At 68.6% G+C, this 20,312-nt stretch carries 17 protein-coding genes; 9 read left to right on the top strand and 8 right to left on the bottom strand.

Features of this window, described 5'->3' with window-relative positions:
- The first annotated feature begins 208 nt into the window (after nt 1-208).
- Nucleotides 209-1,390 (top strand): IS110 family transposase, encoded by a 1,182-nt coding sequence (locus ABEG17_RS00265; RefSeq protein ID WP_406831248.1) that lies wholly within the window; start codon nt 209-211, stop codon nt 1,388-1,390.
- Nucleotides 1,391-1,532: 142 nt separating this feature from the next.
- Here the strand turns inward: ABEG17_RS00265 and ABEG17_RS00260 are convergent, their stop codons facing one another.
- Together ABEG17_RS00260 and ABEG17_RS00255 are read right to left on the bottom strand one after the other, a co-directional pair.
- Nucleotides 1,533-1,745 (bottom strand): hypothetical protein, encoded by a 213-nt coding sequence (locus ABEG17_RS00260; protein WP_406830499.1) that lies wholly within the window; start codon nt 1,743-1,745, stop codon nt 1,533-1,535.
- 1,066 nt (nt 1,746-2,811) lie between these two features.
- A complete protein-coding gene (locus ABEG17_RS00255; RefSeq protein WP_406831247.1) occupies nt 2,812-3,225 on the bottom strand; it encodes a hypothetical protein in 414 nt (137 codons plus the stop codon).
- Between the two features lie 413 nt (nt 3,226-3,638).
- Between ABEG17_RS00255 and ABEG17_RS00250 the strand changes: the two genes are divergently transcribed.
- Nucleotides 3,639-4,793: an IS30 family transposase gene (locus ABEG17_RS00250; protein WP_406831246.1), complete on the top strand. Its 1,155-nt coding sequence runs from the start codon at nt 3,639-3,641 to the stop codon at nt 4,791-4,793.
- Nucleotides 4,794-5,439: 646 nt separating this feature from the next.
- Here the strand turns inward: ABEG17_RS00250 and ABEG17_RS00245 are convergent.
- The 5 genes from ABEG17_RS00245 to ABEG17_RS00225 all read right to left on the bottom strand — a co-directional run bounded on the left by ABEG17_RS00245 (nt 5,440) and on the right by ABEG17_RS00225 (nt 14,308).
- Nucleotides 5,440-7,167: a SulP family inorganic anion transporter gene (locus ABEG17_RS00245; protein WP_406831245.1), complete on the bottom strand. Its 1,728-nt coding sequence runs from the start codon at nt 7,165-7,167 to the stop codon at nt 5,440-5,442.
- Nucleotides 7,142-8,524 (bottom strand): anaerobic sulfatase maturase, encoded by a 1,383-nt coding sequence (locus tag ABEG17_RS00240; RefSeq protein ID WP_406831244.1) that lies wholly within the window; start codon nt 8,522-8,524, stop codon nt 7,142-7,144. The genes ABEG17_RS00245 and ABEG17_RS00240 overlap by 26 nt, the downstream gene beginning before the upstream one ends.
- A complete protein-coding gene (locus tag ABEG17_RS00235) occupies nt 8,521-9,768 on the bottom strand; it encodes a cation:proton antiporter (protein WP_406831243.1) in 1,248 nt (415 codons plus the stop codon). Before ABEG17_RS00235 ends, ABEG17_RS00240 begins: the two co-directional genes overlap by 4 nt.
- A 50-nt stretch (nt 9,769-9,818) precedes the next feature.
- Nucleotides 9,819-12,722 (bottom strand): arylsulfatase, encoded by a 2,904-nt coding sequence (locus ABEG17_RS00230; protein WP_406831242.1) that lies wholly within the window; start codon nt 12,720-12,722, stop codon nt 9,819-9,821.
- Nucleotides 12,723-12,898: 176 nt separating this feature from the next.
- Nucleotides 12,899-14,308 carry a PLP-dependent aminotransferase family protein gene (locus tag ABEG17_RS00225; protein WP_406831241.1) on the bottom strand — a complete coding sequence of 470 codons (1,410 nt, stop codon included), beginning with the start codon at nt 14,306-14,308 and terminating at the stop codon, nt 12,899-12,901.
- Between ABEG17_RS00225 and ABEG17_RS00220 the strand changes: the two genes are divergently transcribed.
- From ABEG17_RS00220 to ABEG17_RS00190, 7 genes are all read left to right on the top strand, one after another.
- The gene (locus tag ABEG17_RS00220; RefSeq protein ID WP_406831240.1) at nt 14,307-15,260 is read left to right on the top strand and encodes a DMT family transporter; all 954 of its coding nucleotides are present in this window, start codon (nt 14,307-14,309) and stop codon (nt 15,258-15,260) included. The genes ABEG17_RS00225 and ABEG17_RS00220 overlap by 2 nt on opposite strands.
- 59 nt (nt 15,261-15,319) lie before the next feature.
- Nucleotides 15,320-15,460 carry a hypothetical protein gene (locus ABEG17_RS00215; protein WP_406831239.1) on the top strand — a complete coding sequence of 47 codons (141 nt, stop codon included), beginning with the start codon at nt 15,320-15,322 and terminating at the stop codon, nt 15,458-15,460.
- Complete coding sequence (locus ABEG17_RS00210) at nt 15,457-15,744, top strand: hypothetical protein (RefSeq protein WP_406831238.1); 288 nt, start codon at nt 15,457-15,459, stop codon at nt 15,742-15,744. Before ABEG17_RS00215 ends, ABEG17_RS00210 begins: the two co-directional genes overlap by 4 nt.
- A gap of 226 nt (nt 15,745-15,970) precedes the next feature.
- On the top strand, nt 15,971-16,456 hold the full coding sequence (locus ABEG17_RS00205) for a DUF1269 domain-containing protein (protein WP_406831237.1): 486 nt from the start codon (nt 15,971-15,973) through the stop codon (nt 16,454-16,456).
- Between the two features lie 144 nt (nt 16,457-16,600).
- Entirely contained in the window at nt 16,601-16,771 is a 171-nt protein-coding gene (locus tag ABEG17_RS00200; protein WP_406831236.1) for a hypothetical protein, read from the top strand.
- Nucleotides 16,772-17,073: 302 nt separating this feature from the next.
- The gene (locus ABEG17_RS00195) at nt 17,074-18,846 is read left to right on the top strand and encodes a GAF domain-containing protein (RefSeq protein WP_406831235.1); all 1,773 of its coding nucleotides are present in this window, start codon (nt 17,074-17,076) and stop codon (nt 18,844-18,846) included.
- A 230-nt stretch (nt 18,847-19,076) separates the two neighbouring features.
- Entirely contained in the window at nt 19,077-19,592 is a 516-nt protein-coding gene (locus ABEG17_RS00190; RefSeq protein WP_406831234.1) for a DUF3145 domain-containing protein, read from the top strand.
- Between the two features lie 5 nt (nt 19,593-19,597).
- On the opposite strand, the gene ABEG17_RS00185 is transcribed toward ABEG17_RS00190, so the two are convergent.
- Nucleotides 19,598-20,218: a hypothetical protein gene (locus ABEG17_RS00185; protein ID WP_406831233.1), complete on the bottom strand. Its 621-nt coding sequence runs from the start codon at nt 20,216-20,218 to the stop codon at nt 19,598-19,600.
- Nucleotides 20,219-20,312 lie beyond the last annotated feature (94 nt).

The following is a 20,312-nucleotide window of genomic DNA, read 5'->3' as shown; positions in this document are numbered from 1 at the left end:
CGCAGGATCGGTGTCCGGCCAGACTCGGTCTAGGTGCTCGGCGAGACGCTCTTATTGCGGCTGCCCACCGGTGTCATTGGTGTGGCTCTCTCATGGCATGCGGCCTCGTCGGGCACCGCGCGAGGAGAGGCTCGAAAGGGGTTTGTTCTGCTCGAAGTAGCAATGCCCTCCCCGCTTCACGTCAGTTGGCGAGTGAAGGAGGAAGAGGATGGGTGTGATCATCGGGATGGACCCGCACAAGCGCTCGGCCACGATCGAGGTCATCGACCAGACCGGGCGGCTGGTGGCGGTGGGAAGGTTCGGGACGGACAAGGCCGGGTATGCCGAACTGCTTGCTGCTGGTCGGCTTCATCCTGACCGCGTATGGGCGGTCGAGGGCTGCAACGGCATCGGACGACACATCGCCCACCGACTCGTGCACGACGGGGAACGGGTCGTGGACGTCCCGGCCAAGCTCAGCGCTCAGGTGCGGATCTTCGCCACCGGCAACGCCCGCAAGACCGACCCGGTCGACGCGCACTCCGTTGCCTTGGCCGCGTTGTACGCCCCACCCGAGCCGGGGCTGCGCCCTGTCCTGGTGCAGGACGACCTGGTCGTCATGGCGTTGATGGTCGACCGCCGCGACGAGCTCGGCCGGGCACGCACCCAGACGATCAACCGGCTGCATCGGCTTCTGCTGGAACTGATCCCAGGCGGCGCAAAGCAGTTCCTGTCCGCCAGTCAGGCCCGCGCTTTGGTCGCGACGGTCAAGCCGCGCGACATCGTGGGCAAGACCCGTCGACGGTTCGTCGTCGAGCTCATCACCGAGCTCGAGGGGATCGATCGCAAGATCAAGGCGGCCGAGAAAGAGCTCACCGCCCTGGTCATCGAGCGCGGTTCGACACTGTTGGAGTTGACCGGGATAGGACCTACCGGCGCGGCACGGTTGCTGGCCGACGTCGGCGACATCCACCGCTTCCGCGACAAGGACCGGTTCGCGTCCTGGAACGGCACCGCGCCACTGGACGCGTCATCAGGAGCCCAGCAACGCCACCGCCTGTCCCGGGCGGGCAACCGACGGATCAACCGGACCCTGCACATCATGGCCGTCGTCCAGCTGCGGAACCCGACACCGGGGCGAGAGTTCTACGACGCCCGCAAAGCCGGCGGGACACCCTCGTTGATGGCGATGCGATCGCTCAAACGGCGCCTGTCGAACATCGTGTACGCCCGCATGGTCGCCGACCAGAACAGGCGCGACCAGAACAGGGCGACGGGCCCGGGAGGGCAACGGGGCAACGACTCTGACTCCAGCGCGACCGGCTCACAACCCCACACCGGCACTTCGGACAAGCCACTTCCCGGACCCGCCATCAACCAGCGTAGAACTCTCGCCCCCGCCATGTCTTGACCTAAAGGGGTGCCATGAGCGGGCGTGCCAGCTAGGGAGAAAGGAGAATCAGTGCCTACCCCGTAGGTGCTGCATTCGTTCGAGCAGAGTCACCTCACGTTGTCTTGGCGCTGCCGTGACGGCGGGGCGGGGATCGCTCGTGTCACGCCCCCTCGGCGTCGGGATTCCCGCTCTCCTCCCGTGCGGCAAGCTGTGCCGCATCACGCTCGTTGAGGGCGACGAGTCCACCGCCGATGGCGGCGACCACCCCCGCGGCTCCCACCGCCCAGGGCAGCATGTTCTCCCCCCTGCCAAGCACGAAGGCGCCGACGACCAACGCAAGGCCCCAGAGGGTCGTGTTCTGAGCACGCGTCATGGAACTGGAGTGTGGCACCAAGCGCAGACGCGCCGGGGCGGATCAAGCGAATGTTGTCCCGCACACCACCCGGAGACGGCAGGCTCGCTCTTTCACTCACTGCGGCATGTGCGGATGCTCGTGTCGGGATCGAGTGGGATGGTTCGGGTCATGCATCAACGCATCGTGCAAGCGGGGAACACAGTCGTTCCGGCGCTCCTGGCCCTCCAGTCACTCGGGTTCTCCGTCGAGGTCAGCGGCGACTCAATCGTTGCTCACCGAGGCCCGGAGGAGTACGTGGCCGCCGACCCTGTGGCACTTCTCGGCTTGGTCCGGTTGGTAGAACTTCGCTCGTGGGACTGGGCCGCCAGCGATTCACAGATCGACGAAACGCTGCTCCGCTACGGAATGGGCTGACGCCCTCATCCGGAAGACCGCGCCATTTGCGGCATGACAGTGCGGTTCCATAGCCGCTACGGACCCCGCTCCTCGAAAGGGTCCGTGATCCACGAAGGATCTCTTCGGAGGAACGCGTCGTCCGCAGCGCGCACCCAGTCGTAAGAGTCGGTGGTGTGGACCTTGCCTTCGCTGACCAGCGCCGTGGACGGAACGATCGTCACGGACCGGTGGATCTCGGCTCCTGCACGACAGATGACAACTTGGTATTCGGGGCGCAGACGCCGGAGCAGGCCGCTGCGACGGTCACCAACCCGCCGGAGCTGCACGCTCAGATCGTCTGGCACGCGACTCAGACTCCCACAACCATGAGGCCGATCAGCGGCAGATCCGGACGTTGGAATCTCTAAGGGGTCGAGATCGCGAGACGAGCGAGGGCCATACCCGTGACGCCGAGGGCCATGCTCGCCGCAGGTCCCTTGCCGGCCGAGAAGAAGGCGACGCTCAACGTGACACCGACCACCAGCACGAGGACGACGACTGAACGGCGTCGTCGACTACTACGAGACCAGGCACTTCCTCGTGCAGAAGGCGTCATGAGGGTCATCCTTACAGGCGCCACAAGCGGAGGAGGGCGATTCGCCGTGCCCTCGTCGACGCGAGCGCGCGGAGAGCGGCAGGAGAGGACGTTCTATACCGCCTCGCGGTAGGACTCCCACCGAGTCCGGAGGTCGTCGACCTCCGAGGCCAGACGCTCTGCTGGGTAGGTCTTGGACTTCGTGGGCAGGTAGTTGCGGACGAGGTCGGCGACCTCGCTCAGCGCTTCGTCCATCCACCTGCGATATGCAGTCAGGTCTGGGAGTGCGGGCGGCACCTCGAGATTGACGATGAAACGACGTTGCTTACGCCCCACCATCCCAGGAGCGATACCGACTCCGGCGGCGTACTCCGAACCAAGGCCGCCTGCCGTGTAGGTCATGAAGCAGAGGTCTACGACATAGTCCTCAAAGTCGACAGGACCCACGAGGTCGCGCAACTCTCGACAGACGGCGTTGTCGTCCCGCGACCGTCCTCCGACGTACATCCCTCCGACCTTCACAGCCACGAACGCATCATGTCACCGCCTTGCCTTGGACGACCGCTCGTCGGCATGGTCGACCGCGCGCTCCGCGGCATGTGCGGAGGTTCGACGTGAAGCGGGGCGGTGCTAGACCGCCCTTCGACGTCAAGGGCCAATCTCGGGCACGCCCGGTCGCCGCCCCTCACCCCATGTGTCCTCGGCACCGCAGTGGACACACGCCCGGTACGGCTGGTTGTCCTCGGTCAGCTTTCGTTGCCACGTGTGCCTGCGCAACAGGCATCTGACTCGCTTTCCCATGACAGTCCCTTCGAGACCTCCAAATGTACTCCGGCGCGGGCCCAAGTCTCTCCACTGATGACATTGGCAACGCCCCGCAGGGGCGGTCTCACGGGGTCAGCGCAACACTTCCTTGATTCGACTGTGTCGAGGAGGTTGTCGTGGGTCATGGCGACTACGAGAGGTTGACGCCGCAGGCGATCGACCAGGTCTGGGTGCGGCTGAAGGCCGGTGAGGCTGCCAAGCCCACCGCTCGTGCGCTGGGGTTGTGCACCGGAACCGTGCGGGCGTACCTGATCCGCTGCGGTGGGATCCGGCCGGACCCGCGCAGGCGTGCTGCTGACAGGTTGAGCTTGGCGGACCGGGAGGAAATCTCCCGCGGGCTGGCCGCAGGCGAGTCGATCCGGGCCATCGCCGCCCGCGTTGGGCGGGCACCGTCGACGGTCAGCCGGGAGGTCAACGCCAACGGTGGCCGACGCGGGTACCGGGCAGTGCGAGCCGACCAGCGGGCCTGGGCGCGGGCAACACGGCCCAAGGTGTGCAAGCTGGCCAAGGATCCGCGGCTGCGTGCGATCGTGGAGGACAAGCTGACCCAGCGGTGGTCACCCCAACAGATCGCCGGCTGGCTAAAACGGACCTACCCTCAGGACCCACGGATGCAGGTGTCACACGAGAGCATCTACCGCGCCCTGTACGTCCAGCCCCGCGGCGCGCTGAACAAGGAGCTCACCCGATACCTGCGCACCGGACGGGTCCTGCGCCGCCCCAAAGGAGTTCGCACCCCCGATGGTCGCGGATCAAGGCCGAACACGGTCAACATCTCCGCGCGCCCACCCGAGGTCGCCGACCGGGCCGTGCCCGGGCACTGGGAAGGTGACCTGGTCTTCGGCAAGGGAATGAGCCCGGTGGCGACCCTGGTCGAACGCAAGACCCGCTACCTGATGCTGGTCGCCCTGCCCCGAGGGGACCACCGCGCCGACGCCGTCGCGCACGCCCTAGCCGACGCGGTCACCACCTTGCCCAAGTCGCTGGCCAAGACCCTGACCTGGGACCTGGGACACGAGATGGCCCAACACCAGCAGTTCACCATCGCCACCGGTGTTCAGGTCTACTTCTGCGACCCCAAGTCGCCCTGGCAACGCGGCAGCAACGAGAACACCAACGGCCTGCTGCGTCAGTACCTGCCCCGCCGGCTCGACTTCCGCACCCTGACCCAAACCGACTTCGACGCCATCGCCGCAGAGCTCAACAACCGACCTCGACAAACCCTGGGCTTCAAGACACCATCAGAATCACTAGCGGAAGCGTTGCGTTGACCGCCTGAACCCGCAGGCATGAGAGGACGTTCTGCCCGACCCTCGCGTTGGCACAGCGGTGCATCGGTGAGGAGTTTCTTCACTGGCTCAAGGCCGCGGCTTCGCCGCGGCGGCGTGGGACCCCGCGATGGGGCCCCGCGCTGCGGGCGGCGCTGGCGCGCCGTCCTCGCGCACCCCACCGCACCCCACGCCCCACGCCAAAGAGCAGCGATCGGTCCAGTCCCGAACGCTGCTCTCAGCTCGAGCAACCATCACCTCCTACTGCGCTGGTGACGGCAGGGGCCGGCGCGTGCCTGGGTGCCGAAAGCCCCAGCCCTCACCATCCGCGCGACGGCCGTCTTCAGACCCGTTTGGCCGACTCCCGCACCGGCATCGCAGCCGGTCGCCTCCCAGCGCCTTGGGGTCGAGGTAGGTGCGCAGACCCGCGTGATGGGGTTGGGCGTTTGTGGCGCAGGGGTGGCACACCAGTTTGACAATGACCCCTTGACGGTGTCATCGAACCACCACCAACTAAGCACGAGAACGACAACAACAGGGTCTGACCTGCGCCTTCGGGACGTCACATAATCCGTCGGTCGTCGGTTCAAGCCCGACCTGCCCCACCAGTCGTCCGTATGAGGCCATCCCACCGGCTGGGGATCTCGATTCAGTCCACCTTGTGGACGACCCAGGCCTGCGCCTCGTGCAAGGCCGCCCAGGTGGACTCGCCCAGGACGGGGGTGGCTCCGAAGACGCGGTCCGGTGGTTCGACGGTCACCGGGACGGTGCGGGCCAGGAGCGCGGCCAGGTCCGGGTCGAGTCCGGACACGTAGAGACGACCTCCGGCGGCACCGATCTGCTCGGCGTAGGTGGCGAGGATCCGGAAGAAGGTCGCACCCAGCGACGTCCGGCCGCGCAAGCGGAGGACCACTGCCGGTCTCTGCGCGTTCCCGACCTCGGGCAAGCGCGCCTGGAGGGTGCGGGCGCCGGCGAAGAACAGACTGCCGTAGGCGTCGAGGATGGTCACTTGGTTGCTGGGCAGAACCTTGGGCGCCGGCCGCTCTTCGAACAGCCCGTCATCGCGGGGCGCCAGCTCGATGACCCTGAGATCCATCGCTTCCTGGTTGAGCTGCAGGAGCAGGGAGAACGCGACCCCTACGCCGACGGCCACCGCGACAGGAAGGAACAACGTGGCCACGAACGTGGTCACCAGTGCGGTCTGGGACAGACGCCCAGTGCGCCAGATCGTGGCGAGCGCATCCGGGTGGAGCGACCCCACGGCCGCGAAGATGAGCACCGCCGCCAGGGTGGGCATGGCGACCTTGCCGACGAGTCCGGCGAAGAGCACGAGGATCACCGCCATCCACAGGCCGGAGCAGATCCCCGCCCAGCGGGTCCGCGCGCCGACCGAGACGTTGAGGGCGGTCTGTCCCACGGAACCTCCGACGGGCTGGCCGAGCAGCAGGCCCGAGGCGAGGTTGCCCAACCCCTGGGCCGCGAAGTCCCGGTTCATGTCCGATGGCCGCCCGTCCGCGTTGGGCGCCGACTCGCTCACTCCTGCGCCCTGGACCAGGACGATCACAGCGATCGCGCACGCGTTGAGGCACAGCCTGACCGAGAGAAGGCTGAGGTCGGGCAGAGCGGGCACGGGCAGGGAACGTGGGATCGCTGCGCTGTCGCCGACGCGGATGACGGCCGTGGCGCCGGCGAGAGCGACCGCCAGGGTGGGCAGGATGAGGGCGGCGAGGGCGCTCACCGTGTTGAGGCGCGTCCGGGCCAGGCCGAACAGGATGCCCAGCGCACCCAGACCCGCCAGCAGTGACGCGAGGTCGATGCTGTCCGGATGGGTGATGACGTCGACTGCCTTCGCCAACGAGTTGGCGCCGTGGGGGGAGGCGCCGGCCAGGTCGCCCAGCTGGCCACAGATGATGTTGACGGCCACGCCGGTCAGGAAGCCCGTCATGACCGAGTGGGAGACGAACCTGGTGTAGCGGCCCAGCCTGAGCAGTCCGGCGCCGACCATCACCAGGCCGGTGAGGAAGGTCAGGAGGAACAGCGCTTGCGGTCGTTGCTCGGCGTCGAACCCCGACACGGCTGAACCGGCCGCGATGGCCGCGGCCGTCGTGGTGGTGATCACCATCAGTCGGGTGCTGGAGGTCAGGCCGCCGGCGGTCGGGCCCGCGATGCTCGCGTACAGGCCGTACACCGGGTTCACCCCGACCAGCACCGCGGAGGCCATGCCGTCAGGGACGCTGCTGATCGCGCCCGGCAACCCGGCGACGACGTCCTTGCCGAAGTCCTTGCGCTCAGGCTTGATCGACCGGGACCAGGCCCGGAGACCGTCGAGCAGGCGGCGCCCCGGCTGGGGGTCAGTGGTCCGGCTGGGGTCTGTCATCGCGCACCGATCCGTGGCACTCGCCCCACCTCCGGCCCGACCCGCAGGTACAGGACTCGTTGCGGCCCCGGTTCGCGTCGTCGCGGGCATAGACGGCCATCAGCTCCGAGGGCGCACGGCCCTGCCGCAGGAGCTGGACCATCGCCTCCATCGGCGTGCGGACGTGGTGGAAGAACGAGAGGTACCCCGGGCACAGGTAGTGCTGGCCGGACTCGCCGTTCGGAGCCGTGGCGAAGCGGTCCTTGGGACACCCCCCGTTGCACGCGAAACGTACGTCGCAGTCGCGGCAGAACTGGGTCAGCGTGTCGCGCTTGTCCTGTCCGAACTTCCGCTGCTGCGGCAGGGCGACGAGCTCGAGCATGGTCCGGTCGCCGATGTTGCCGAGGAGGTGTTTTGGCTCGACGAAGTGGTCGCACGAGTAGAGGTCGCCGTTGTGTTCCAGTGCCAGCTGCGACCCACAGGTCTCCGCGTGGACGCACATACCACCGCCCTCGCCGTACCAGGAGGCCAGCGCGGTGTCGAAGACCTGGACGTACACCGTCCCGATGTCGCGGCGGACCCACTCCTCGAACACGTCGATCACGAAGCGGCCGTACTGCTCGGGAGAGACCGAGCGATGGGTCACCAGTGAGCCCTCCTGGACGTACAGGGGTCGGCCGTGCACCCCTGCGCCCCATCCCGTGTTCGCGACCTGCAGGGTCTGCGGCGTCGCGCGCTCGATGATGGGGATGAGCTGGATGAACGACGCGCCGAGCTCGTCGCGCAGGTAGCGGTAGACCTCGTCACCGTGATCGCCGTTGCCGGCGTGGACCGTGGTCAGCACGTTCCACTCGACGTGGTGCCTCTTGAGCACCTCCAGGCCCTGCAGCACCCGGTGGGACGTGGGCTTGCCGCCCTTGTCGACCCGGTACCTGTCGTGCAGGGCGGGTGGCCCGTCGATCGAGATCCCGACCAGGAAGTCGTTCTCCGCAAGGAAGGCGCCCCACTCGTCGTCCACGAGGGTTCCGTTGGTCTGCAACGTGTTCAGGACCCTCTGGCCCGGACGCTTGTACTGCTCCTGGAGCTTCATCGCCCTCCGGTAGAAGCCCAGGCCCATCATGGTGGGCTCGCCGCCCTGCCAGGCCATCACCACCTCCGCCGCGTCCGGGTGGGCCTCCAGCAGCTGCCGGATGTATGCCTCCTGCAGGTCCTCGGCCATCCGGAACCTGCTGCCGGGATACAGCATCTCCTTGGACAGGAAGAAGCAGTACTCACAGTCCAGGTTGCACACGGCACCCGTCGGCTTGACCATGACGTGGAACTGGTGTCGGGACCCACCGGTGAGGGGCTGACCCGCGATGGCCCCGGTCTCGGTCATCGGCTGATCCGACTGCGCAGCGGGGTGACCTCGACCGGCCCACCGGGCTCAGGACCGGTGGAGGCTGCGAGCTCGCCGTAGCGGCGGGCCAACGGTGCCGCAGTGAGCCCGTGGGCGACGACGCTGAGCAGGACGGTCAGGGCGAGGACGGTCACCGCCTCGTCGGCGCGGGTCCCCAGCGCTTCCAGGGCGAGGAGCGCGAACACCAGGGAGGCCAGGCCGCGGGGTCCGAACCAGCCGACGAACAGGATCGTGGAGCGGTCCATCCCCGCACCGATGGAGGCGAGCGCGACGGGCAGCATGCGGACCACCGTGAGGCTCAGGACCGCATAGACCACGATCGTGGCGTCCACGCGGCCGAGCATGATCGGGACGACGACGGCGCCGAACACCATCCAGACCAGCGACGCGAGCAGGGTGCCCATCTGTTCGAGGAACTCCAGCTCGGCCGGTCCCCGGCGGCCGGCACAGGCACCGAACGTCAGACCGCCGCAGAAGGCGGCGACGAAGCCGTTGCCCTGCAGCGCCAGGGCGCACTCGTATGCCGCCAGCGCCAGGGCCAGGACGGCGATGCCGGTGAACGACTCCGCCGCGGTCCCGCGGCGTCGGGCCACCCGCAGCGCCAGACCGCCCAGGCCACCGACGGCGGCGCCCACCGCAGCGCCGATGAGCAGCTCGAGGGCGGCATGCCCGGCGCCGTCAGCGTGCTCGAGTCCCGCGGCGGTTGCTGCACCGGCGATCGCCAGCATCACCACCGGTGTCGCGATCCCGTCGTTCAGGCCGCTCTCGACGATGATGAGCTGCCGGATGCGTGAGGGGATGACCGGGTTGGTCACGACCGGGACACCGAGGGCGGCGTCGGTCGGGGCGAGGGCCGCGCCGACCAACAGGGCCAGCCACGTGCCGAGTCCCGGGAAGAACCAGGCGGCCAACCCCCAGCCCAGCAGGATGGTCAGTGGCAGACCGACCGCCAGCAGGCGCAGGTATCGGCCCGCATCGACACGCAGACCCCGCAGCGGCAGTCGCGCCGCGTCGGAGAACAGCACCCACACGAGCGTGAGCTCGACGAGCGGGGTCAAGGCCTCGGGTCCCGAGGGGCCGTGGACCAGATCCAGCCCGGACACGGCCAGACCGACCACGACGAACGCGATCGGCGCAGTCACGTCGGCGTTCTCCAGGCGGTTGGAGAGCAACCCCCAGGCGAACAGCGCGGCGGCGGCGACCACGATGGCCATGACGTCCATGTGGGTCTCCTGTCTCGGTGGGCCACGCAGGATCTGTCGACGGCGGCGGCTCAGCCGGCTGCTCCGTGGGCGAGTGCGCCCTGGGCGGTTGACTCGTGGAGGCTGAGCTCGTCGTCGTGCGCGTGTGGCGCGAGGTCGAAGACGACGTTGCGGACGGTGCCGGTGAAGGCATAGGGCGCCCGGTCCTCGTAGTCGAGGTCGACGACTCCGCCGTTGTCGCGCGCGATGTCCATGCCGGCGTACGTGGTGAAGATGAGCGAGATGGTGTGCGGGATGTCTCCCTCGCCGATCTTCTTGTCATCTGCCCACAGGGTCGCGTGGCCGGAGGTGCCGGGCGTTGACTCGTCGGCGTCGAACACCATCTTCAGGGTGATGTCGCCGGTGGGGATCGGCTCGGTGGAGGTCTGCCGGTAGGTGTCGATGCCGAGGTACTGGTAGGTGTGGTTCAGCAGCCCCTTCTCGTCGACCCACAGTGCGAACCCGCCGATGAAGTCGGCGAAGGCCACCAGCACACCCTCGGCACCGTCGTCGGGGACGTGCACGTCGGCCTCGATGGCGTAGGAGCGACCGATGATCCGTGGGATCTGCGTGGTCTGGATGTTCTGGACGTCGCCGGCGAACGCGAACCGGGTCTGGGTGGGCATCGGGGGCAGCATCCCGAAGAACACCGCGAACCCGCCGAGGAGCGGAAGGACGCGGTTGCGTTCGGCTTCGGACCAGAAGAGCTCGACCAGCTCCGCGACCTTCTCGGGGTGCTCGGCTGCGACGTCATGGGCCTGGGCGAAGTCGTCGGGCAGGTAATACAGCTCCCAGGTGTCCTGCGCGGGGTCCCAGCCACTGCCGGGCGCGAACTTGGACAAGGTGGCCGGGCTGAAGTCCCAGGGCAGCTTGTCGAGCTTGGTGCAGGCCCACCAGCCGTCCTTGTAGATCGCACGGCTGCCGTACATCTCGAAGTACTGCACCGTGTGCTGTTCCTCCGCCTCGGCTGCGTCGAACGTGTAGGCGAAGCTGGTGCCGTCCATCTGCTCCTGCTCGATGCCGTCCACGACGGTGGGCTGCGGGAGCCCGATGACGTCCAGGACGGTGGGGACGATGTCGATGCAGTGGGTGAACTGCGTGCGCAGGCCGCCGCCGCCGGCGATCCGCCTCGGCCACGAGATGACCATCGGGTCTCGTGTCCCACCGAGGTGGCTGGCCATCTGCTTGCCCCACTGGAAGGGCGCGTTGTTCGCGTGCGCCCAAGCCGCTGCGAAGTGCGGGGCGGTGTGGAAGCCGCCGAGCTCCTCGAGGCCGCCGTACTTGTCGATCATCGTGAACTGCTCCTCGGCGTCGAGGACCACGCCGTTGAAGAACGTGGTCTCGTTGAACGAGCCGGTCAGGGTGCCCTCCATCGAGGCGCCGTTGTCGCCCCAGACGTAGATGACCAGGGTGTTGTCGAGTTCGCCCATCTCCTCGACCGCGTCGAGCATCCGGCCGACGTTCCAGTCGGCGTTCTCCGAGTAGCCGGCGAAAACCTCCATCTGCCGCGCGTACAGCCTGTGCTCCACGTCGCTGAGGCTGTCCCAGGACGGGTACGCCGCCGGCCGGTCGGTGAGCTCGGTGTCGGCCGGGACGACGCCGAGCGCCTTCTGCCGTTCGAGGGTCTTCTCGCGGTAGGCGTCCCAGCCGTCGTCGAACTGGCCCTTGTACCTGTCGGCCCACTGCTTGGCCACGTGGTGCGGCGCGTGGGTCGCGCCCGTCGAGTAGTAGACGAACCACGGCTTCTCGGCGTCCTGGGCGCGGACCGCGTGCAACCACTCGACCGCCTTGTCGGTGATGTCGTCCGGGAAGTAGTACAGCTTCCCGTCCGCGCCCTCTGGAACGCCGAGGGTCGAGTTGTCCTGGGTGATGATCGGGTCGTACTGGCCGGCGGCACCGGTCAGGAAGCCCCACCAGTGGTCGAACCCCCAGCCCGTCGGCCAGTGGTCGAAGGACCCCGCCGCTCCCATGTCGTGACCGGGGGTGATGTGCCACTTACCGAACCCGCCCGTGACGTATCCGTTCTCCTTGAGGATCCGGGGCAGCGCTGTGCAGGACCGTGGGCGGATACCCGTGTATCCGGGGAACGGTGCGGGGAACTCCGCGATCCCACCCATGCCTACCCGGTGGTGGTTGCGACCGGTCAGCATCGCGGCCCGCGTCGGTGAGCAGACGGCCGTCACGTGGAAGCGGTTGTAGGTGATGCCCTGCTGCTGGACGCGAGTCAGGTTCGGCGTCCGGATCCCACCGCCGAAGGTGTCGGGCCCACCGAAGCCCGCGTCGTCGATGAGGACGACGAGGACGTTGGGCGCCCCATCGGGCGCCTTCGTGGGAGCCACGATGCTCCAGTCACCCTCGGACTCGTCGATCGTGCGACCCCCGACGCCGCTGAAGGCGTGGTCAGGCACCGGCAGGACGCTGCGGTCGGGCGAGAACTTGCCCATCGCCTCGGTCAGCCTCGCCTTGAGCTCGTCGATCCCGCGCTCGTCGCTCTCGACCACGGACTTGACGGGTGAGCCCGGAAGGGCCCGCTCGACCTCGAGGCGGGAGTCGGAGGGGAACACGCCGATGATCACGGCCGTGCCGGCCTTGAGGGCAGCACCCACGTGTTCCTGGACGGCCGCGGTGAGCTTGTGCCCGGCGAAGTGGCCGACCACGGCCCCGGCCGCCGCGCCCACCGCCACCGCCCCGAGCATCGGGGGCGCGAACATCCCCACCAGGACACCAGCGCCACCGCCCCAACCCGCGCCACGACGACCGAGGTCGTTCCCGGTGTCCATCAGGCGAGGCTTTCCGTCGGCGTCCCGGCCGACGAGGATCATCCCCTGGCTCGAGAGCTTCTTGGATCCGACCTTGTCGGCCAGAGCCCGGAACTCGGTCTCGGCGACGTCGACGTCGGGGTAGCCGGCCACGAGGAGCATCTGCGTGTTGGTCATGGTTGCTTCCCCCCGGTGCATGGCTCAGCGATCTGCGGGCCTGTGTGACCACCCAAGCGGGGCGCGTCGGACGACGGCCAGTGCCGAACGTCCCTCGCCAGGGGCGGCGCGGCCTGCCTGCTCGTCTGTGGCCGCGGGTGCGGAACCGGCGCGACCGCCCGCGATCCGCACCGCTGTCAGCCCGTGGCTCTGGTCACCTCGCCGAGGATTCGGCCGGCGTCTGGAAAGCGTTCGGGATTCTCGGCGGAGAAGTTGAGGCGGATGAATGGCCCCGATGGTTCGGCAGGGAACCACTCGGTGCCGGGGGCAACGGCCAAGCCGCGTGTCTCGCAGTCGCGGACGAACTGGTGGGCGTCGGTTCCGTCCGGGAGCCGGACCCACAGGTTGAGGCCACCGCGCGGCACCTGTTCGACCCGGAGGTCTGGTGCGTGCAGCCGGAGGGCGTCCAGGAGGTGGTCCCTGCGGCTCCTGAGCTGCTGGCGCATACCGCGAAGATGCCTCGCCCACCCGGGGTGGGTGACGACGTCGAGAGCGGCCGCTTGGAGGACTCCACTGACGTACATGCTCTCGGCGGCACGGTCAGCCAGGATCCGGTCTCTCGCTGGGCCGCGTGCGATCACGGCAGCGACACGAAGAGCGGGCGAGACGGACTTGGTCAGGGACCGCAGGTAGATGACGTGACCGTCGTGATCGTGCGCGACCAGCGGCTCGGGCCGCGAATCGATGCCGAGGTCGTGCGCCCAGTCGTCTTCGATGAGGAAGGCGCGCCGACGTCGGACGATGTCCAGCACGGCTTCGCTGGTGTCCCGGGACCATTGCGCGCCGGTGGGGTTGGCGAACGTCGGCTGGGCGTAGAACGCGCGGGCGCCGCTCGTGGCGAATGCCCGGTCCACCTCAGCCGGATCGGGTCCGTCGGCTCCCGAGGGGACGGGCACGAGAATGACTCCGCACTGCTCGGCTGCCAGAACGGCACCCCAGTAGGTGGGGGACTCGATGAGAAGCGGCTGTCCCGTTCCCACCAGAGCGCGGAAGATCGAGCTGAGCCCGCTCTGGCTTCCCGCGATGATGAGGGCGTCACGCCCGGCCGGCGGGGACACGTCCACAGGAGCGGCTGCAGCGATCTGGCTCGCGAACCACGACTGCAGCTCCGGCGAGCCGGCTGTCGGTGAGCGCGTCACAGCAGCCTCCGTCCGTGACGCTCGGACCAAGGCGGAACGGACGAGGCGCTCCGGCAGCAGGTCCTTGGCTGGGTAGCCAGAGTGCAGCTGAATGGCGTCAGGAACGGATACCCGTTGCGTCGACGAGAGGCCGCTCGTCCGTGGCCGAGGGGCCACCATCGCTGCTGCCTGCCATCCGAAGTCCGCGCTGCGCGACGGGCGGGTCGTCCGTACGAACGTGCCCACGCCCGGACGACTCTCCACGAGTCCCAGCGCGTCCAGCTGGCGCATCGCCTTCTGCACGGTCACGGGGCTGGCGCCGTGTGCGGCCATCAGTGCCCTGTTGGACGGGAGTCGCGCGCCGGGCGCTGCGGAGGCGATCCAGGAACGGAGCGCGTCGACGATACGACCTGCGCTATCGTTGGTCATGAAGCAACAGAGTAGCGCTACTCATCAACTGACTCCCGTGATATCCAGCCCTCCTCCCGCTCGATCGGGCCTGGGTTGGGGGTTGGTAGGGGTTGCCGCCTTCTCGTTCACGGTGCCATTCACACGGGTCGCTGCGCACGACGGCCTCTCGGCCCTGTTCATCGGCTCCGGCCGCGCCGTGGTCGCGGCCCTGCTGGCGGTCGTCGCGCTTTCGGTCACCCGTCAGTCACTGCCCTCGCGAGTGCAGTGGGCGCGACTGACGGTCGTCGCAGGTGGTGTCGTCGTCGGGTTCCCACTGCTGACGTCGTACGCCCTGACCACCGCTCCGGCCAGCCACGGCGCGGTCGTCATCGGGCTGCTGCCGGCGGCCACGGCAGTGATGGCGGTGCTGCGAGGCAAGGAACGGGTGGCGACCTCGTTCTGGGTGTCCGCCGCATTGGGCGCTGCCGCAGTGGTCGGCTTCGCGGCCCTGCAGAACGGTGGTTTGGAGAACGGTGGTCTCGGGTCGCTGCACTGGGCCGACGTCCTGCTGTTCGGTGCGGTCGTGGCCGCCGCCATGGGGTACGCCGAAGGCGGACTGCTCGCCCGGGAGCTCGGCGCGTGGCAGACCGTGTCCTGGGCGCTGGTCCTCTCCGGGCCCCTGATGGTCACCCTGACGATCGTCTCGGTCATGAACGAGATCCCGAGGGGTACGCCGGTCCAGTGGCTCGCTTTCGCCTACCTCTGCGTGGTCTCCATGTACCTGGGGTTCTTCGCCTGGTATCGCGGCTTGGCCGTCGGCCCCATGTCCCAGGTCAGCCAGGTGCAGCTCGTCCAACCGGTGCTGAGCATCCTGTGGGCAGCAATCATCCTGCGCGAGCACCTGACGTGGCCCACTGTGCTCGGGGGTGCGGTCGTCATCGCCTGCGCACGCTTCGCGGTCCGCGCGCGCCTCGGCAAGCGCGCCCGCTGACGCGCCGCCTGCCTCGTCGTGACACCTCGAGGGGTGAGCGTCGGGAGGCTCGAGATCTCGTGATCGAGTCCCAGGCTCGGGTCGCTGCCGCCCTGGACAGCGCCATCGGCACGCTGACCAACGACGAGCTCGCCAGCCTGGCGACGGCGCTCCCGGTCCTGACGCGGATCGGTGACGAACTGGAAAAGGAGACGACATGACCGCGAACCAGAGTCCCGGTCAGACCGAGGAGATCGCGCAGTTCTTCGGTGACTTCGAGTCGGCTTCGCGTCGGGAGGACTGGGCCGGATACGGCGAGATGTTCCTGCCGCAGTTCACGAACATCTATCCCGTCACCGTCAGCACCGTTGCTCGGGAGGACCTCGTCGCCTTCCTGCCTCACCGCAAGGGAACCTTCGCGAGGGCCGGCGCGAGCGGCGTCGTGCTGGCCTCTCTGGAGGTGGACCCCCTGGACGGGCGCCACGTCGTCGCCCGCACCACGTAGTAGGTGCTGTTCGAGGGTTCCGGGCGAGCGCCAGCGGTGCTGCGGACAGCGTTCCTGGGCGAGCCGCGTGGAAGGTCGCGTCGTGGAACGTGCGCGGGTGTCTGTCAGTCGCCCACAGCGGACGATGTCGGCTGTGGCTCGGCGGCCTACGGTCAGGAACGGCCCAGGATGCTCGCGGTCTCGCCGCCTTTCGAACCTGGCCACCCACCAAGGCAAGGAGAACGGCATGACGACATTCACGGTGTGGAAGTTCGACGACCCCGACGGGGCGGAGCGTGGCTCGGACATCCTCAAGGACTGCGCGCGCAAGGGCTGGGTCAAGATCCTCGACCATGCGATCGTTTCGTGGCCTGAGGGCGCCGAGCGGCCCACGTCGAAGCACAGCCACGACGACACCCGGCGTGGTGCCGGGTGGGGTGCACTCTGGGGCGTTGTCGCTGGGTCGCTCTTCCTGGTCCCGGTCGTGGGCGGCGTCGCCGGTGCGGCGCTCGGGGCGTACAGCAAGATGACCCAGGACGCGGGTATCTCCAAGGAGCAGCTAGAGACCATCCGCACGAAGGTCACGCCCGGCTCGTCTGCGCTTTTCGTCGTCACCGACGAGGGCGACCTCGACAAGGTCGGCGAGCGCTTCGGGGGCATCCACAGCAAGCTCATCGCCACCAACCTCACGGCGGCTGAGCGCCAGGTCCTGCTCGAGACCTTCGGTCACTGACCTTCCCCCGCTGGCCCCTCTTGACCGACCCCCTCCCAAGCACGGCCCGTCCGTGCGACCGTGCGTCGTGCGTCCGTGGCAGCTCACAGACGGTTCAGTCGGCCGGCACTGGACTGGTGTCAGGTCCGGGCACACGCTTGGAGCATGGGCTGGTTGAAGGTGCTCGGCGGTCTGGCGATCGTGAGCGGTGTGTTGGGGTATGTGGTCGGGTTGCGTGACAGCCGCCGGAACGACGAGGCCGAGCGCGGCTTGCTCGCATGGATGCTGCTGGCCTGGCTCGGCGTTGCGGTGCTCCTTGTCGCCGAGCTCGCGTAGCGCCGCCGTGCCAACGGGGTGACTGGAGGCGATCGAGAGCATCCACGCGTTGGTCCCAGCCCCTGCTCGCCCAACGTGCGCACGTGCAACTCGCTTCCCCTGACCAAAGCGAGGGAGTACGGTTTTGATGTCCGGTCTGGATAGAGGCCGGGGCAACAGGTGCATGGGTTGTCGCTTGGTTCCGGGGCTTGGGGTGTGTCCGTGCCGAAGCAGAACGTCGTCCGGCGGAGTTCACCGGTCTGCAGCTCATCCGGACGTGCCGTCGTGGCGGTGCCCGTGCAACCGGAGCGCAAGGCCGCTCCTTGAGCCGGGCGGCCGGAGGGGCCGAGGCCCTCGACGAGACCGATCCCCAGTCGGTCGCGGTCGCCGTGCTGGACCGGGCAGGCGTCATCGTCGAGGTCAACGAGGCCTGGTCGGCGTTTGCCCGTGAGAACGGAGGAGACCCGGCTCGCACCGGGATCGGGGCCTCGTACCTGGCAGTCTGCGAGTCGGCGACGGGCGACCCCGGCGCCGCGCGGGTGGCCGCTGCGATCCGCGCCGCTTGCGCAGGCGAGCTCACAGTGCCGGTGACCGTGCGGATACCCGGTGACGCACCGGACCGGCCGCGCTCGTTCGACGTGTCGGTCTCCTCACGGTACGCGTCCGACGGTGTCTGTGTCGGCGCCACCGTCACCCTGACCCCCACTGTGGAGGACGCGCGCCCGGTGCCCACGGTGCCAGACGGATCGGCGCGGAGCTCACCGGAGCTGAGCTTCCCGGACGGGCCCAGGCTGCAGCTCGAGGAGGCCATCGGGCTGCTGAAGGACCACGCGGAGAGCGTCCTCAAAGCGCAGGGACGCCTTCGGGCGTTGTTGCGAGCGAGCACCTCGGTGGCCAGCGACCTGAGCATGGCCGTGGTGCTGCGTCAGATCGTGTCGGCAGCACGCGAGCTGGTGGGAGCCCGGTCCGCAGCCCTTGGTGTGGTTGGCCACGACGGTGCACCTGCCCAGTTCATCGCGGAGGGCCCGGACGTCGGAATGGTGGAGCGGATGGCCGTGTGGCCAGGCGGTGGCGTCGCGCCCGACACCGTCCTCAGGTATCCGCAGCACCACCTGCCGGTCGACATGCCGGGGCCCCCGGCCGGCGCCGGAGATCCAGGGGTCGACCCCCCACCCGACTCCCTCCTGGTCGCCCCCATCAGGATCCGCGACCGGGTGTTCGGCACGTTGTACCTCATCGAGTCCCTGCGCGGCGAGTTCACCGCCGAGGACGAACAGCTGGTCGCGGCCTTCGCCTCCGCCGCCAGCAGCGCCATCGAGAACGCTCGGCTCTACCAGGAGACCGAACAGAACCGGAAGTGGTTGGCCGCCTCGGCCGAGGTCACCCAGCAGCTGTTCGCCGGAACCTCCGACCAGCACCTCGAGCTGGTCGTGCGTTTCGCTGCGAAGGGGGCAGGAGCAGACCTGGCCAACCTGGTGCTGTCGACGGGTGAGGGTGATTCGCGTCAGTGGAGCGTGAAGGCGGCCGTGGGGCTGTTGGCGGACAGGGTGATGGGTGCCCCCGTCGATGTCGAGACGGCCGTCGGCCAGGTGATCCTTTCGGGCAAACCCGTGCTGTTGGAGGACTACGCGAGCCAGGTGGGCGACGGCGGCCTCTACGGCTTCCAGGACTCGGGGATCGTCGTGGGATCGATGGTGTGCGCGCCACTGCTGGTCCAGAACGAGGTCGTGGGGGTCATGAGCGTGGGCCGGGTCGCGGGTCACGGGTCGTTCACCGAGACGGACATGGAGCAGCTGGCCGTGTTCACGGGGCACGCCGGCCGAGCGCTGGAGCTCGCTCAGGCGCGGGACACGCACGCGGCGCTGACGCGGATGGAGGACCATGAACGGATTGCCGCCGACCTGCACGACCACGTGATCCGGGAGCTTTTCACGATCGGCATCGGGCTGCAGGGCCTGGTCCACCGGGTCCCCGGCATCGAGGACAAGCGCAAGGTCCTTGGCTACGCCGACGGGATCGACCACGTCATCGCCCGGATCCGCGCGACGGTGTTCGAGCTGAAGGACGGCCGTCCCTCGGCAGAAGGGGATGCGTGAGGCGGCCCAAGGGCTGCTCGGCAACCTGTCCGCGGTGCACGGTGACCGCTCATCCCCGTCGTGTGGGGAAGTCGTGCCGGACGAGACTGGTGATAACGCTGGTGCCGAAGTGAGGCGTGGTGCACAATGGGCGCCAGCAAGCCCAACTGAAGATCGTGGCAAACGCCGAGTTCGAGATGTGTGCGCAGGTTCGTGGGGAAGACGTCCCTCGCACACCCAAGGAGGCCCGGATGTCTGTCGCGATGCCGCGTGTCACGACTCGCGGGGTGGTGTTCATTCACTCCACCCCCAAAGCGCTGTGCCCGCACATCACCTGGGCTCTGGAGTCTGCGCTCGACCGCAAGCTGTCCCTCGACTGGACGGCCCAGCCCGCGGGCGCCGGACTGGTCCGGGCGGAGCTGGCGTGGTCCGGGCCGCAGGGCACCGGCGCCAAGCTCGCCTCGATGCTGCGTGGCTGGGACAAGCTGCGCTACGAGGTGACCGAGGAGCCCAGCCCGGGCGCAGACGGTTCACGCTGGTCGCACACCCCGGCCCTCGGCATCCACCACACGTGGACCTCCGCCGCTGGGGACGCGGTGGTCAACGAGGACCGGCTGCGGGAGGTGCTGCGGCTCTCCCAGGGCTCTCCCGAGGCGATGGCCGAGATGCTCGAAGAGCTTCTGGGCGCGGACTGGGACGCTGAGCTCGAGCCCTTCCGGTATGCCGGTGACGGTGCTCCGGTGAGGTGGCTGCACAAGGTCGGCTGACCGTGTCAGCGGACGACGCGGCCCCGTCGGTGTGAGCGTGGCGGGACGGCGTCGACCCCCACCTCGAGCGGGTGCTCGACGGTGCCCAAGGAGGGCAGGAAGCGGCGGCCTGCGCGCGCACGGATGACGCTGAGCTCGTGGGTGTCGAAGAGCTCCAGGGGCAGGGTCCAGTGGGTGGGGCTGTGTTCGACCACGACGACGTCGCCGTACTGGTGGACCCCGGTAATGAGCGAGTAGGCGTACTCGACCGACGAGTCGTGGTCCCTGACCCGCAGGCTCTCCTGCCCGACCGTGACGGCGATGAAGCGCCCCCGGACGACCTCTCGGGCCAACCACGCCTCGTTGCGACGCATGGCGAGGAGCACGAGCGTCGCGTAGGCGACCAGACCCACGGCGGGCAGGGCACCCATGATCCACCAGCTCCCGGCAGCTCCATGGGGATGCAGCCAGGCCCCGGCTAGTGCCGTGACGGCGGCCACGACCATCACGGCCGCCAGGCGTCGGAGCACGACGGGGCTGCGCAGGGTGTGGGCCCACAGGGCGTCACGGAACCGGGACGCGAGCAGGTCGTCGACGACCTGGATGCGTTCGACGCCCCAGCCCCGACCTGCAGCTGACCCCACCATGCGCTACCCCCTGATCCGACCCGGCGCGCTCAAGGTAGCGACGAGCTGGACCAGGCAGCGGTGACCGCGCCCAAATCGGACCAAACGGATGACG

This window comes from Pedococcus sp. KACC 23699, assembly GCF_045348425.1.
Lineage (GTDB): Bacteria > Actinomycetota > Actinomycetes > Actinomycetales > Dermatophilaceae > Pedococcus.
Note: the sequence above shows the minus strand (reverse complement) of the source record. Positions and strands in the feature narration are given on the sequence as shown.

Bases quoted from the DNA above. Each gene is read 5' to 3' on its own strand.
- ABEG17_RS00190 (WP_406831234.1), top strand. From the start codon at position 19,077: ATGTCTGTCGCGATGCCGCGTGTCACGACTCGCGGGGTGGTGTTCATT.
- ABEG17_RS00225 (WP_406831241.1), bottom strand. From the start codon at position 14,308: ATGACCAACGATAGCGCAGGTCGTATCGTCGACGCGCTCCGTTCCTGG.
- ABEG17_RS00205 (WP_406831237.1), top strand. From the start codon at position 15,971: ATGACGACATTCACGGTGTGGAAGTTCGACGACCCCGACGGGGCGGAG.
- ABEG17_RS00200 (WP_406831236.1), top strand. From the start codon at position 16,601: ATGGGCTGGTTGAAGGTGCTCGGCGGTCTGGCGATCGTGAGCGGTGTG.
- ABEG17_RS00245 (WP_406831245.1), bottom strand. From the start codon at position 7,167: ATGACAGACCCCAGCCGGACCACTGACCCCCAGCCGGGGCGCCGCCTG.
- ABEG17_RS00240 (WP_406831244.1), bottom strand. From the start codon at position 8,524: ATGACCGAGACCGGGGCCATCGCGGGTCAGCCCCTCACCGGTGGGTCC.
- ABEG17_RS00220 (WP_406831240.1), top strand. From the start codon at position 14,307: ATGAAGCAACAGAGTAGCGCTACTCATCAACTGACTCCCGTGATATCC.
- ABEG17_RS00260 (WP_406830499.1), bottom strand. From the start codon at position 1,745: ATGACGCGTGCTCAGAACACGACCCTCTGGGGCCTTGCGTTGGTCGTC.
- ABEG17_RS00265 (WP_406831248.1), top strand. From the start codon at position 209: ATGGGTGTGATCATCGGGATGGACCCGCACAAGCGCTCGGCCACGATC.
- ABEG17_RS00235 (WP_406831243.1), bottom strand. From the start codon at position 9,768: ATGGACGTCATGGCCATCGTGGTCGCCGCCGCCGCGCTGTTCGCCTGG.
- ABEG17_RS00185 (WP_406831233.1), bottom strand. From the start codon at position 20,218: ATGGTGGGGTCAGCTGCAGGTCGGGGCTGGGGCGTCGAACGCATCCAG.
- ABEG17_RS00210 (WP_406831238.1), top strand. From the start codon at position 15,457: ATGACCGCGAACCAGAGTCCCGGTCAGACCGAGGAGATCGCGCAGTTC.
- ABEG17_RS00230 (WP_406831242.1), bottom strand. From the start codon at position 12,722: ATGACCAACACGCAGATGCTCCTCGTGGCCGGCTACCCCGACGTCGAC.